The organism is Bacteroides sp. AF32-8BH, assembly GCF_003435205.1.
In the GTDB taxonomy this organism is placed as follows: Bacteria; Bacteroidota; Bacteroidia; order Bacteroidales; family Bacteroidaceae; genus Bacteroides; species Bacteroides ovatus.
The window spans coordinates 1-13,954 of record NZ_QVLZ01000077.1; the positions used below are offsets into that span (position 1 = coordinate 1).

Here is a 13,954-nt window from a genome sequence, read left to right on the forward strand (position 1 = left end):
CAGAACTGTAAAATATAAAAGAGGTTGTGCCAACGTTTTGACACAACCTCCTTTTTCCCATAAGTATTACTAATACAACAGTAATCCTACCACACCCGCCAGACAAATCAACAGAATAGGATGAAGATTCCATTTCCATGTAACCAAAAAGGCGGCTGCGAAAATACCGATACTTTTATAGTCTATAAAATTCTCTCTATTCATCATAAGTAATGCAGCCGAAGCAATCAGCGCGACCGACATAGGAAGCAGTCCAGACATAGCCGCTTTAATATACTTATTATCCTTACACTTCGCAAAGAAATAAGAAATGAGCAACACCAAAATAAAAGAAGGCAAGCAAACGGCTACAGTGGCCAACACAGCTCCCCAAACACTTTGTGTTACCGCATAACCTACGTAAGTAGCACTATTTATGCCAATCGGTCCCGGAGTCATCTGCGAAATTGCGACCACATCCGTAAACTGTTGAGGAGTCAGCCAATGATGAAGATCCACTATTTCATGTTGAATCAGGGAAAGCATCGCATATCCACCCCCAAAACCGAACATACCTATTTTAAGATACACCCAAAGTAATTGCCAATATATCATACCTGTTTATTCGCTATTTTTTCTTTCAACCATAATGTATATACCAATCCCCCTATAATTCCGGCCACCACAATATAAATAGGTGATAAGCCGAACTGCCAGATCAACACGGTAGCTATGGCAGGAGCAACCAACTGAAAATACTTCAGTTTCAAAGCTCTAACAGCAGAAATGCAAGGAAACAGAATCAATGCTACCACGGCAGGACGTATTCCATTAAAGATACGAATCATCACTTCATTATCCTGAAACTGTGCAAAAAACATGGCTATCAGCATCATGATAACGAAAGAGGGAAGAATCGTAGCCAATGCACACACCAGGCTACCACCCACCTTATACAACCTATATCCTACAAAAATAGAAATATTCACTGCAAACACACCCGGAAGCGACTGCGTCAAAGCAAACATCTCCATAAATTCTTCTTTATTCATCCATTGCTTGTTAACAATCTCCCGTTCAATCAACGGAATCATGGCATAACCGCCACCAATAGTAAACATTCCAATCTTCGCAAATGTCACGAATAATTTTAAATACTCCAGTACCATCCTTTCTTTCTAATTTTCCGACATTTTGTGTTTATTTTTTAATGAGCCCTTTGGCTGCATCATATCCAATCTGATAACTGCGTCCTTTCACAGTTTTAAAGGAGATAGTCTGATCCGCATACTTTATGACACAGTCGCCTCCTGCATTAGAGCGTACAACAGCTTCTTTCAATTGATGATTCTCCCAGATCACATCCACCTCAAAATTTCCTTTTGCACAGATACCACTGATAGAACCGTCTTTCCATGCATCCGGCAAAGCCGGTAATAATTGAATAAAGCCCATGTAACTTTGGAGCAGCATTTCGGTGATTCCCGCTGTCCCACCAAAGTTCCCATCAATTTGGAAAGGCGGATGCGTATCCCACAAATTATCCATGGTTCCGTTCTTCAATAAATTGCCGAATAAAGTATAAGCATGATTACCATCCTGCAAACGCGCCCACTGATTCAACTTCCAACCCATACTCCAACCGGTAGCACCATCACCACGATGCACCAATACCACTTTAGCAGCTTTCGCCAGTTCGGGAGTAGTGACCGGAGAAACAGTATGTCCCGGATGCAGGCCGAACAGATGATTCACATGACGATGTTCATCTTTCGGATCATCAATATCCACCGACCATTCCATCAACTGACCATAACGACCTATTTGATAGGGAACGAGATTGGCAAGCACATGCTCCCATTGCTTACGTTCTTTCTTATCTACACCCAACACTTTGCTTGCTTCAATCGCATCCATCAGAATTTCACGCACTACGGCATGCACAAAAGTAGCTCCCTGATCGATAGGACCATGCTCGGGCGAAGTGGACGGAGCAGCCGTATAGGTTCCATCCGGCTTATGCCACAGGTAATCGACTGCAAAATCCGCACTACTCTTAATTAGTTCATAGCCGGTTTCTTTCAGAAATTTCAAGTCTCTTGTATAGTCGTAATACTCCCATATATGAGTAGCCAGCCAGGGACCTGCCATCGGATTGAAGTTCCACGACATATCCTGACTTTCCAACGGAGTGGTAAAGCCGAAAATATTGCCGGAGATAGATGCCGTCCATCCTCTTGCTCCGAAATAAGCTTGTGCAGTCTTCTCCCCCGGTTTCACCAGTGTACGGATAAAGTCAATCAACGGAAGCACGCACTCATTCAAGTTGGTAGAACAAGCAGGCCAATAATTCATCTGGATATTGATGTTATTATGATAATCCACACGCCACGGTCCATCGACATTATTGTGCCAAATCCCCTGTAGATTAGCAGGCATATTGCCCGGACGGGAACTGGCAATCAGAAGATAACGTCCAAATTGATAATACAACTCTTCCAGATAATAATCCGGCTGTCCTTTCCGATAATTTTTCAGACGTTGGGAAGTAGGCAGATTCACTCCTTTCACCGCTGGGTTCAGATTCAGCCGAACCCGGTTGAACAGAGTAGCATAATCATTATAATGTTGATTGAATAAAGCTGTATATCCCTGCGCCACTGCATTATTCATCCACTGCTTTGTCGTTTCTTCGGGATTAACGCCTATATATGTTTTCGGATCTTTGAAATCCGGATCAAAGTTAATCTTATAGTCAGTGTCCGCTGTGATATAAAATACAACTTCGTCTGCATCCTTCACCGTCAACTTTCCATCTGCATTAGACAGTGTTCCTCCTTTTGTTTCTGCCTGGATGCGCACAACATACTTCATTCCATTATTATCCAAAGAAGCTGTGTAAACCAGTCCTTTATTTCCATCAGAAACCATGCTGCCGGTAGACAGGGGATTGGGCGCATAACTGAAAACCAGATTTTGTTTCCCCGATTGATCCGCGCTGAAACGTACCACCATTACATTGGCGGGGTAAGAGATAAAAAAATTGCGTTGATAAGCCACACGATCCTTTTTGAATTGTACGACTGCCATAGCCGAATCCAAAGAAAGAATGCGCTTATAATCGCTCATTCCTATCATATTCAGTCCGGTTTCTACATAAAACTCTCCCATTGTAGTAAAGCTACCGAAACGGAAAGGATTTTCTCCGTCAGCTTCATACGACACTTCACTATTGAAGTTCTGTCGCGTTAGCATTTCAGCCTTTTTCTGATCTCCCTCTGTAAATGCTTTGCGTATTTCATCTAAAAGATGGGCCGATTGTTTATTGACATTCCAATAATAGTCCGCACCTTTCGCTGTGTTCGGACCACCGCGCCAAAGCGTTTTTTCATTGAAAGTGATACGTTCGGCTTCCACCGATCCCATAATATTTGCGCCGAGGCTACCGTTACCAATAGGCAATGACTGTGACTCCCAACTGGCATCCAGATTATGTCCGCTTCCTGCTGTTACCGGTTTATTTTCATCTTTCCACAAATCCGGTCTTCCGCCATACCAGGCAGCATATCCCTGCAAAGTATTCGGAGTATCAAACCAGATGGAAAGTCCTTGAGTATAATCTGTTTCTCCCGCATAAAGCCCGGAGGTAAGGAATAGGGAACTAATAAGAAGGAAATAAAAATTCTTCATGGTCGTCGCGTCGTTATTTAAGATTAATAACCTATTTATAGTCTGTACAAAAGTAGTCAAAATATATATCTAATAAAAATAAAACAGAATCTCAACAACCTCTATAATGAGGTAAAATTACATCAAACCATCCGACAGTATTTTTTTCACGACCCAATACCCGACTCTGGCCTCTGAAATCCCTGACAACAACCGATGAGGACAGACAAACGCATCATCAATAATTTCTGCTTCCATATAATAAAAGCAACAGGAAGAATCCTTTTCAAAGGCTTTCGCATATTCCAAAATATGTGTCGATATCAAGAAATGACAATGAGAGAAGCTTTTCAGTAATTCATTGACGGCAACGGAGGCTTCAAACGCATCTTTAGCATTCGTCCCGCGAAACATCTCATCTAATACCACCAAACAGCGTTTTCCGGTCACAGCTTTTTGCATCACTTCTTTAATACGGAGTACTTCCGCCATAAAATGACTTCGTCCGTCCCGCAAAGAATCCGGCAGATTAATAGAGGTATAAATCCCCTCGTAAAGAGGACAAATCATTGATTTCACAGGAACAGGCAAACCGCAATGTGCCAACCAGACAGCCAAGGTCAATGCCTTTAAAGTTGTTGACTTTCCCGCCATATTAGAGCCTGTAAAAATGCATATATTTCCCCGGGACATCTGCCAACTGTTTGGCTGCGCATCTTTCACAAAAGGATGAACGACTCCCTCCACCGAGAAGTCCATTGTCGGTACCATTATCGGCATACAACAGAAGTTCTTCTCTTTTGCCACCCGGTGAGCTGTACGGCAGACATCAAGTAGATATATAACAGACAGAAGTTCCTTCAAAGATAACAACCGAGTACACCGGAACAGATAATCGAATTTGTCTATGACAAAGTTAGATAGTCGTTTTTCCTCATCAGAGGTCTGCTCCAATACTTCCTCCAATTCACTTCCATGGAGAATATTATCAATCATAGCAGCAGATTCTTTCATGAGTTGCGGGGCGCCCTGTGGTAGTTCTGTCGCCCATTCCTTCAGACAATGCAAGAGATGAACCACTAATTTCACCCCTCTGCAGATCACATAACGGGTCGAATCATATCGCACCAGACGGTCGATAACAGTAGCACATGAAAGTAAAATACGAGCTTCCCGTATCTGGTCACGATAAGCCAGGTAATACTCAATAAAATCCAGCTCTTCTTCATTCAAAAGAAGTTCGGGCAAAGCATCCCAGACAATAGCCTCCTGTCTTTTACGGATTTCCCCCAAATCACTTAGCGGATACATAATCCAGTTCAACATCAGCGCTTTTCCTTCTTTTGTCTCTGTTTTGGAAAACAAAGAGAAAAGAAATTGCTCATTATTAGCAGTCTCTGTAATGCTTAGATCCGCATAGGTCTGTTTGTCAGTAGCTAGATATACCATAACCGCCTTTAAAGGTTAGTACTCCTGTTTTGGCAAATATAGGGAAAAGTTTTAAACAAACAGCATTTATTCTCATAGAAAGGCACAGGCATAAACAAAAAAGGCGGTTCGAAATCGAACCGCCTTCCATATTATATCTGATTCTCCAATTAGAGTTTCGGACCAGCAGCAACCAAAGCCTTACCAGCTTCGTTACCAGTAAATTTAGCGAAGTTCTTGATGAAACGTCCAGCCAAATCTTTAGCTTTTTCTTCCCATTGGCAAGCACATTCGTAAGTGTCGCGTGGGTCAAGGATCTTCGGATCAACACCCGGAAGTTCTGTAGGAACAACAAAGTCGAAGAAAGGAATAACCTTAGTAGGAGCTTTGTCAATAGAACCATCAAGGATAGCATCGATGATACCACGAGTATCTTTGATAGAGATACGTTTGCCGGAACCATTCCATCCAGTGTTAACCAAGTATGCTTTAGCACCAGTCATCTCCATCTTCTTAACCAGTTCTTCTGCATATTTAGTCGGATGCAATGACAAGAAAGCAGCACCGAAGCAAGCAGAGAATGTCGGAGTCGGTTCAGTGATACCACGTTCTGTACCAGCCAATTTAGCTGTAAATCCGGACAAGAAGTAGTATTGAGCCTGTTCCGGGTTCAGGATAGATACTGGAGGCAATACACCGAATGCATCAGCAGACAAGAAGATAACTTGTTTTGCGTGAGGACCTTTAGAAACCGGTTTAACGATGTTTTCGATGTGATAGATAGGATAAGAAACACGAGTGTTTTCAGTCACGCTCTTGTCAGTGAAATCAATCTTACCGTTAGCGTCAACAGTTACGTTTTCAAGTAAAGCGTCACGTTTGATAGCATTGTAGATATCCGGTTCACTTTCTTTATCCAGGTTGATAACCTTAGCGTAGCAACCACCTTCGTAGTTGAATACACCTTCGTTATCCCATCCGTGTTCGTCGTCACCGATCAATTTACGTTTCGGGTCAGTAGACAAAGTAGTCTTACCTGTACCAGACAATCCGAAGAAGATAGCAGAGCTAGTTCCTTCCATATCAGTGTTAGCAGAACAGTGCATAGAAGCGATACCACGAAGCGGGTTCATGTAGTTCATGATAGAGAACATACCTTTCTTCATTTCACCACCGTACCAAGTATTCAGAATTACTTGTTCTTTAGTCTTCAGGTTGAATACTGTAGCAGTTTCAGAGTTCAAGCCCAGTTCTTTGTAGTTGTCAACTTTTGCTTTAGAAGCGTTGAAACATACGAAATCAGGTTCTCCGTAGTTAGCAAGTTCTTCAGCAGTCGGGCGGATGAACATGTTAGTTACGAAGTGAGCCTGCCAAGCTACTTCCATGATGAAACGTACTTTCATACGAGTAGCTTCGTTAGCACCACAGAAAGTATCAACAACGAACAAACGTTTGCCGGAAAGTTGTTTTACAGCTTTAGCTTTCAAGTCAGCCCAAGCTTCTTCAGTACATGGTTTGTTGTCGTTTTTGTAATCTTCAGAAGTCCACCATACAGAATCAGCAGAAGCTTCATTCTTAACGAAGAATTTATCTTTAGGAGAACGACCGGTATAGATACCTGTCATCACGTTCACAGCGCCTAATTCAGTTACTTGACCTTTTTCAAAGCCTTCCAGACTCGGTTTTGTTTCTTCAGCGAACAAAACATCATAAGACGGATTGTGCAAAATCTCGGTCACACCTGTGATGCCGTACTTGCTTAAATCTAAATTTGCCATTTTCTTTGAATTAATTAAAATTGGTATTTTGTTTTCTATCTCTTTTCACCTTAACATGGGGAGCTTTGGATAGCCCCTTGTAAATCCGGCTACAAAAGTAATACTTTCTTTGGAAAGGAAGAAGGTATTAGAGAAATTTTTCCCTAATTGAAACTCTTTTATAAATTCCTAACAATATCTGCAAACTGAATATTGCAATTTGAAAGATTATCGTTTACTTTGCAAGTCAGTATGCTAGCAATGCTGTGAAAATGAGATTAAAATCTGATTAAAATATAATATGAAAGTAATTGATTTTGGCCAAACTAATTCGATTCTAAACCAGTACATATCCGAAATTAGAAATGTAGAAGTTCAGAATGACCGCCTGCGTTTCCGCCGTAACATAGAACGGATCGGAGAAATCATGGCTTATGAAATGAGTAAAGAGTTTAAATACTCGGTAAAGAACATCCAGACACCACTGGGAATCGCTCCGGTCAGTACGCCGGACAACAATTTAGTAATCAGTACGATCCTGCGTGCTGGTCTGCCTTTCCATCAAGGTTTCCTTAGTTATTTTGACGGAGCGGAAAATGCGTTTGTTTCCGCTTACCGCAAATATAAAGATACGCTAAAATTCGATATACACATAGAATATATCGCTTCTCCCCGCATTGATGACAAAACGCTGATTATCACCGACCCTATGTTAGCAACAGGAGGCAGTATGGAACTAAGTTACCAGGCAATGTTGACGAAAGGTCATCCCGCTGAAATTCACGTTGCTTCCATTATTGCCAGCCAAAAGGCCATTGACCATATAAAGAATGTATTTCCTGAAGACAAGACAACCATTTGGTGCGCTGCCATTGATCCGGAAATCAATGAACATTCTTATATTGTTCCGGGATTGGGTGACGCAGGCGACCTTGCCTATGGTGAAAAAGAATAAACGCTTAAAGATTCTTCCGATATTGCTGCGGTGAAACCCCAACCTGTTTCTTAAAGAACGTACCGAAATAAGAGGCATTGGGGAAGCCGAAGGCATTTGAAATCTCCTGAATATCCTTCTGCGTATTTTTAAGTAACGAAATACTCTTACGAATGATCGCTTTGAATACAAGTTCCTGCACGGTATATCCGCAAATACTCTTAGAAACGGCAGAAAGATATTTAGGAGACAAACACAATTTATCCGCATAAAACTCAACGCCGCGTTCCTGCATATAATATTTTTCGATCAACTGGATCAAATGAATAAAGACTTCGTTTTTGCGTCCTCCCACTTCCCGCCCGTCATTAACGAGTTTGCGGTTATAAATGGAACAAATCCTGTACGTCAATGCAAGTAGAAGTAATTTCTGCTCATAAAGTTTAAATGAATTCTCCTCCGACTGCAACACATTGTCCAATAAAGACATATACTTTACTATTTCTTCTTCCTCACCAGTAGACCAGACACAAGAAGGTTCTTCGGGAGTAAGGCGGGAATACATATACATGGAAACAACCAGATTCCCCATAATATCCCGGATAGGTTCTATCTGATAGATCAAAATCTGCACCTCCATGTCTTCCGATTCTTGCAAAACCTGAAACTCGCCATCTTCGGGAATAAACAAACTTTCGCCCGCTTCAGCGAAATGCTTTTTCTGATTAAGCGAAAACTGGAAATTACCCTGGCGGCAAATAACCAGCCCCAGTCCTTTCATTTGGAAAGGTTTCTTCAGTGAGGGTGGAAAATTTACAAATATCCCTTCGGAGCTACATATATTTTTCCCACTTAACAAATCGCGATCAAACTGCAATAAACGATCTTGTCCGCTATCCATCATACTAATATATTAACAGATCATTATCAAAAACGACGCTAAGTTAGCAATTTTCGTTTAGGATAAGGAACAACGAGCACAAATATCATACAAATTAACCCACCATAAATTGTCCATCCCGCCATCTCTTTGAGTGCAGAGAGCGTGGCCTGCACCTGAATACGCCCTTTGGTAGATATAGCAGCCATGTTACGGGCTTCCGTCTCACTCTTTCCCTGATATTTCATACCTTGTACCGTACCAAGGAAGGAAGTGGAAGCATCCGGATTAAGCAGGTCCACATTTTGCGCATAACGGGTTATATAGTGTTGTTGGCGCTCCTGCAAAACATTTGTATAAATTGCTCCGCCAATACTCGGTCCCACAACCATACGCACAGTAAGCATAATACAGATCCAGGTGGAAAGATATTTAAAAGGCATACGTTGATTGGCATAAGCAGCCGTCAGCGCATACAGAATCATCATGCCTGTGGCACGGATGATAACTGCATATTTCAGACGCTCGTAAACTCCTGCTGTCTGTACCTCGAAATACATGAAAACAGCTGATAAAGACAGGAAGAAGAATCCCATCGCAAACAGATACTTAAAATGTAACCCTTTACCTCCCAACACCATAGCAATCACGGCGCCAATAGCATAACCTACCATACACCAATTACCTAATGAAGCATTTTGCAGATTATCGAGATGCATCCCCACTCCTGCAAACACATTGACAAACATAGCACTGGAGTTTATCACCATCAATAATAAGTAAAGTAATGCTCCCATACGTATAGTACGCAGTTTGAACGCATCCAGCAAAACATAAGGCGACCGGCGCGTTACGTCCATATATAGAAAAATTCCCGCAAAAAGAATACTTACAGCTGTCGCCCAACGGATAGATTCGTCATCATACCAGTCGAGTACTTTTCCATAAACCAGCACATACGTGAGACAAGTCAGCGAGATGCAAAATGCAGTGACATTGCCGAACTTACGGAAATTAATAGGAAACCTTCCGGGAAACTTATAATTCGGCATGGTAATAAACAAGAGCAAAATAGAGATTAGGAGAATCCCCATCATAAAGTAATACACATATTTCCACTCATATTCAAAGGACAGCCAAGCCGTCAATGCTGTGCCCGACTGTCCTAGAATCATAAAAAACAGATAAACAGCCGGCTGACTCACACATCTTTCAATGTCCAATTTATTCCAACCGGCAGTATCTTTCGGCTCCAACCCCGGAGTAATATTGCGGGTAGCTTCCATTCCACCCGCATACCAAATGAGTGTGAACAAATTAACCATCATCAGTACCATACGCAAGAAACCTGTCAGAAGACTACAAAGCGCCAACAGAAAAATGCTGTCTGTTTTTGCACAGATATAACTGAATATATACATGAACGCAAACCCGACAATACACATCATCTTCTCCCGCCGCACACACACCAACTGATATAGGAAAGGAGCAAAGGCTGCCATACCAATAGAAGTAACAAAGTTGGCAAACTGGATATGCTCGGATATAATGCCAAGCCCGCTCATCATTTCGGTGCTATTCACCGAATAAACCCCGCCTACCGTAAGAATCGGCAGAAAGAAAAATAACAGAATGATAATACCCAACGGTTTGGGCATCCAGCTATAGAAAGGATAATTTTTAGGATAAGAGGGCATTAATCTTTGATTTATGAATTATGATTTATGAATTATAGGTGCGCGGTGGTTAGAGTTTGGCTTTCACTACTACCATCATGCCTGCTGCTAATCGTTCGTTGTCTTCTTTCGATAAATCGGTGAAGTCGATGCGTACGGGGATGCGCTGTTGGATCTTCACAAAGTTGCCTGCGGAGTTATCGGTCGGCACTAATGAATATTTGGAGCCGGTAGCTCCTGATATAGAGGTGACTTTGCCTTTAAACTCTTTATCGCTAATGGCATCTACTGTGACAAATACTTCCTGTCCGATATGCAGGTTCTCGATTTGTGTCTCCTTATAATTGGCAACGATCCATTTCTGGGTATCAGGAAGAATATAGGTGATGGTCTGCCCTGCCGAAATAAACTGTCCTTCCTCTAATGAGCGACGGCCGAGTTTTCCGTCACAAGGAGCTATTACAACCGTATAGGAAAGATTCAACCGGGCCATTTCGAGCGCAGCTGTTGCTCTTTGAATAGCCGCTTCGGTATTCATGCGACGGTAGGACACTTCATCTACACCGGAAAGAGCTGCTTTTTTCTGCCTTTTCGTAGCTTCCAGCTTCTTACGCGTAGCTTCATAATCAGTAACAATCTGTTCAAGTTGGATAGGAGTAGCCGCATTTCGTTTCACGAGGTTCTCATATCGTTTCCGGTCTTTTTCCAGTTTCGCCAACCGTACTTCAATTTCGGCAATAGACGCATCGTAAACAGATGCTGTTGTCTGCGTGGTATTGAGTGTAGCATTGATGACGGTCGCACCGGCTTGCGCATCTTTCAAGGCAGCTTCAGCCTCCATTACGCGAATTTTATATTCACGATCATCCAGTACCAGTAAAGTATCTCCTTTATGTACCTCCTGATGTTCTGTAAAGTAGATTTTGTCAATGTAACCTGAAGCACGTAGATTGATAGGAGACACATATTGTTCTATTTGTGCATCGTTACTAGTCTCTGTCTGGCTATAATTCAAAAAAAGGCAGATCACTTCAATCACTCCCCAAACAATAATAGCCACTCCGAGAAGGCTGATAGCAATCTGCCAGCGACGAAGTTTCTTCATTTTTTTTGCTTTCTCCTGATGAGTAGCGGAAGGAAGGTTATTTTCCATTGTTTCCATATTTATGATTGTTATTTGCGTATTATTTGACTAATGATTCTATTTGTCCGGTCAGTTTAAGCAGCATCAGGTTAGTCACCCGATAGTTATAATGTGCGCTGATATAGTTGTTTTGAGCTTCGCTCATCTGCATTTCATCTTGCAGCACTTCTGTCATAGAAGCAATGCCTTCCCGGTAACGGTCGGAAGTGACTGCGTACACATCTTCGGCAAGCAAGTAGTTATCCTTCTGTTTCTTAAAGTTACGCTGATTGTTCATCAGGTCGTTCACAGCATTCAGATATTGAGTTTGCAAATTCTTCCGGGCATCTTCCCATGCCAGTCTTTTGTTCTCTATATCGATCATCGCCTTCTTTATTTTATAGGTTTTATCCAGTCCGTCGAAAATCGGAATACGCAAGGTTAGCCCCACTCCATAGGAACGAAACCATTGATTGGACGGACCGGAGTGGAACCAATGATAACCTTTATCCGTATATGCGGCATATCGCCAGCTGCCTGTCAGACTAAGAGAAGGGATATATCCATTAGTAATGATCTTCTTTTGTCGTTCCGCCAGTTGCACTTGCGATTGTGAGAGTTGAAGTTCATAGATATTTTCCGACAAGCCGGTCAGGGCTACCGTAGTAATGCTATCGGTATTTACCGGTGTCAGCGCGATTTCCTTTTCAGCCGGATAATCCATAATGTATTTCAGCATATTCAATTGCTGTTTCATCATTGCTTGTGCATTGTCATATTGCACCTTCAGATTTTCCAAATTGATATTGACTCTTTTCAGATCGACTTCCATAGACATTCCGTTATCGAAGAAAGCCTGTGTAATATCTCTCAACTCCTCCAGACGGGTGATATTTGCTTTTATCAGCATGATTTGTTCGGCCGTGACCTGTCCGAGATAATACATCTTACTGATTTGAAGAATAACATCTTCCCTGGCTTTTCCATAAGACAGACGACTGATTTCTTCCATCACTTTAGCTATGGACATAGAAGTATAAAGAGTCTGATTGAAAAGCGGCATCTGCATTTCCAGTCCTGCATTAGCAGAATGTTGCAATGTTTTCGTTATATTATAGGGAACTCCGTAAGATGAACCGTCTGTGACTGACACCGGAGGATCAAAATTGTTATTATAACCGGCTATCGCATTAATTTGCGGCAGCAGCTTTGAACGGTTTTCAGATACGCCATATTTACTTTTTTGTATTTCTTTACGTTTCCCTTCTAACGACAAGTTATTATCAATGCCAATACGGAGACAATCCTCTAATGTCAGAATCTCTACCTCCTGTGTATTCCCACGTAACACGAACAAGAAAAAAAAGGAAAAAATGAATAGTAGTCTTTTCATAACATAATGCTCTATTATTGGCTACAAATTTAGTAGCTTACAGCATAATAAGACTATCCACAAACTATTTGTTTATATTCATATTTTCCTTTTTCAATGGGTAAATGAATGGACAGTCACTCTCATTGATAAAAACAAGAATACTCTTTCAACCTATCACCTATATTATCAAACCCTTTATTCATCGTATTTTCAGTATGGTAATAGGTTACTGTTGTAGTTTCAAGGCGGGGAACCTTCCTCCATCCCAAAGCATAATAGCATAAACCCATCGGACGAAGAAAAGTCAGGCATTTGATAGACAAATCTCCACCCTTAGTCGATTTTATTTTTATCTGCTCCAGTATCTACTTAGCTTTGAGATATTAAAACAAATAAAAGCAGTAAGAGAAATGAGAAAAAACATGAAATTGATAGGATTGGCAGTCAGCTTAACATGCTGTGCAGGTTTTATAGATGCACAAGAAGCCAATAATGAGCCGCAAGAAAGGCAGCAACAAGAAAAGCATCTTCCACGCGAAGTTCTGAATCCAGAGAAGGTAGCAACCCAGATGACAGAGCAAATGAATAAGTTGCTCCAACTGACAGATAAACAATATAAGAAAATATATAAGCTGAACCTGAAAGAGCAAAAAGCATTTTTCAAGGCTATGCAAAATTCGGATGACTATCGCCCACCAATGGGAGAAGGTCACGGTATGCGGGGAGGACGTCCGCCAATGGGTGGAGGCCAACCGCCAATGATGGGAGAAGGTGGTTTCCCGGGCAGAATGGGAGGTGGTCCGATGATGAGCAGAGATACCAATTCTGCCGACTCACAAAAGAAAGCCGCAGAAACCAAAGAAAAGAAAATAAAAAAGATTCTGACAAAAGAGCAGTATGAGAAATGGCAGACCGAACAAAATTCCGCACGTAAAAAAGCTTCTCAAAGAAGAATGCACAAAGATAATCATCCTGACAAGGGTCCGGACTTTGAACAAAAAAGCTTCTAAATATCACACTTAATATGTTTCTATGAATAATAGCGTTTGTTTTTCATAATTTTTTTAGTGAATGTAAAGTAGAGGTTGTGTCAAAACGCTGACACAGCCTTTTTTTATGCGCAAAGCCCAGAC

Annotated in this window: 11 protein-coding genes; 2 read left to right on the forward strand and 9 right to left on the reverse strand. The window is 41.6% G+C overall.

Annotated features, from left to right (window positions below; genetic code table 11):
* Positions 1–69: 69 nt before the first annotated feature.
* From DWZ47_RS29205 to pckA, 5 genes are all read right to left on the reverse strand, one after another.
* A complete protein-coding gene (locus tag DWZ47_RS29205) occupies positions 70–594 on the reverse strand; it encodes a chromate transporter (protein WP_004296410.1) in 525 nt (174 codons plus the stop codon).
* Positions 591–1,148 carry a chromate transporter gene (locus DWZ47_RS29210; RefSeq protein ID WP_032844234.1) on the reverse strand — a complete coding sequence of 186 codons (558 nt, stop codon included), beginning with the start codon at positions 1,146–1,148 and terminating at the stop codon, positions 591–593. The genes DWZ47_RS29205 and DWZ47_RS29210 overlap by 4 nt, the downstream gene beginning before the upstream one ends.
* A gap of 31 nt (positions 1,149–1,179) precedes the next feature.
* On the reverse strand, positions 1,180–3,669 hold the full coding sequence (locus DWZ47_RS29215; protein WP_117515590.1) for a glycosyl hydrolase family 95 catalytic domain-containing protein: 2,490 nt from the start codon (positions 3,667–3,669) through the stop codon (positions 1,180–1,182).
* A 117-nt stretch (positions 3,670–3,786) separates the two neighbouring features.
* A complete protein-coding gene (locus DWZ47_RS29220) occupies positions 3,787–5,097 on the reverse strand; it encodes a MutS-related protein (RefSeq protein ID WP_117515592.1) in 1,311 nt (436 codons plus the stop codon).
* Between the two features lie 149 nt (positions 5,098–5,246).
* Complete coding sequence (gene pckA / locus DWZ47_RS29225) at positions 5,247–6,854, reverse strand: phosphoenolpyruvate carboxykinase (ATP) (RefSeq protein WP_004323800.1); 1,608 nt, start codon at positions 6,852–6,854, stop codon at positions 5,247–5,249.
* A gap of 280 nt (positions 6,855–7,134) precedes the next feature.
* Between pckA and upp the strand changes: the two genes are divergently transcribed.
* Positions 7,135–7,788 (forward strand): uracil phosphoribosyltransferase, encoded by a 654-nt coding sequence (gene upp / locus DWZ47_RS29230; protein WP_004310703.1) that lies wholly within the window; start codon positions 7,135–7,137, stop codon positions 7,786–7,788.
* 4 nt (positions 7,789–7,792) lie between these two features.
* On the opposite strand, the gene DWZ47_RS29235 is transcribed toward upp, so the two are convergent.
* The 4 genes from DWZ47_RS29235 to DWZ47_RS29250 are packed head-to-tail and all read right to left on the reverse strand — an operon-like array spanning position 7,793 to position 12,839.
* Positions 7,793–8,668 (reverse strand): helix-turn-helix domain-containing protein, encoded by an 876-nt coding sequence (locus tag DWZ47_RS29235; protein WP_032844236.1) that lies wholly within the window; start codon positions 8,666–8,668, stop codon positions 7,793–7,795.
* 38 nt (positions 8,669–8,706) lie between these two features.
* Entirely contained in the window at positions 8,707–10,344 is a 1,638-nt protein-coding gene (locus DWZ47_RS29240) for an MFS transporter (RefSeq protein WP_117515594.1), read from the reverse strand.
* 49 nt (positions 10,345–10,393) lie between these two features.
* Positions 10,394–11,485, reverse strand: coding sequence for an HlyD family secretion protein (locus DWZ47_RS29245; RefSeq protein WP_008642648.1), 1,092 nt, complete (start codon positions 11,483–11,485; stop codon positions 10,394–10,396).
* Positions 11,486–11,507: 22 nt separating this feature from the next.
* Entirely contained in the window at positions 11,508–12,839 is a 1,332-nt protein-coding gene (locus DWZ47_RS29250) for a TolC family protein (protein ID WP_008023145.1), read from the reverse strand.
* A 392-nt stretch (positions 12,840–13,231) separates the two neighbouring features.
* Here DWZ47_RS29250 and DWZ47_RS29260 point away from each other — a divergent pair, with 392 nt between their 5' ends.
* Positions 13,232–13,831 (forward strand): hypothetical protein, encoded by a 600-nt coding sequence (locus DWZ47_RS29260; protein WP_117515598.1) that lies wholly within the window; start codon positions 13,232–13,234, stop codon positions 13,829–13,831.
* The last annotated feature ends 123 nt before the right edge of the window (positions 13,832–13,954 follow it).

Excerpts from the sequence above, each read along its gene's own strand:
- DWZ47_RS29205 (WP_004296410.1), bottom strand. The coding sequence starts at position 594 with ATGATATATTGGCAATTACTTTGGGTGTATCTTAAAATAGGTATGTTC.
- upp (WP_004310703.1), top strand. The coding sequence starts at position 7,135 with ATGAAAGTAATTGATTTTGGCCAAACTAATTCGATTCTAAACCAGTAC.
- DWZ47_RS29210 (WP_032844234.1), bottom strand. The coding sequence starts at position 1,148 with ATGGTACTGGAGTATTTAAAATTATTCGTGACATTTGCGAAGATTGGA.
- DWZ47_RS29235 (WP_032844236.1), bottom strand. The coding sequence starts at position 8,668 with ATGGATAGCGGACAAGATCGTTTATTGCAGTTTGATCGCGATTTGTTA.
- pckA (WP_004323800.1), bottom strand. The coding sequence starts at position 6,854 with ATGGCAAATTTAGATTTAAGCAAGTACGGCATCACAGGTGTGACCGAG.
- DWZ47_RS29245 (WP_008642648.1), bottom strand. The coding sequence starts at position 11,485 with ATGGAAACAATGGAAAATAACCTTCCTTCCGCTACTCATCAGGAGAAA.
- DWZ47_RS29215 (WP_117515590.1), bottom strand. The coding sequence starts at position 3,669 with ATGAAGAATTTTTATTTCCTTCTTATTAGTTCCCTATTCCTTACCTCC.
- DWZ47_RS29220 (WP_117515592.1), bottom strand. The coding sequence starts at position 5,097 with ATGGTATATCTAGCTACTGACAAACAGACCTATGCGGATCTAAGCATT.
- DWZ47_RS29250 (WP_008023145.1), bottom strand. The coding sequence starts at position 12,839 with ATGAAAAGACTACTATTCATTTTTTCCTTTTTTTTCTTGTTCGTGTTA.
- DWZ47_RS29260 (WP_117515598.1), top strand. The coding sequence starts at position 13,232 with ATGAGAAAAAACATGAAATTGATAGGATTGGCAGTCAGCTTAACATGC.
- DWZ47_RS29240 (WP_117515594.1), bottom strand. The coding sequence starts at position 10,344 with ATGCCCTCTTATCCTAAAAATTATCCTTTCTATAGCTGGATGCCCAAA.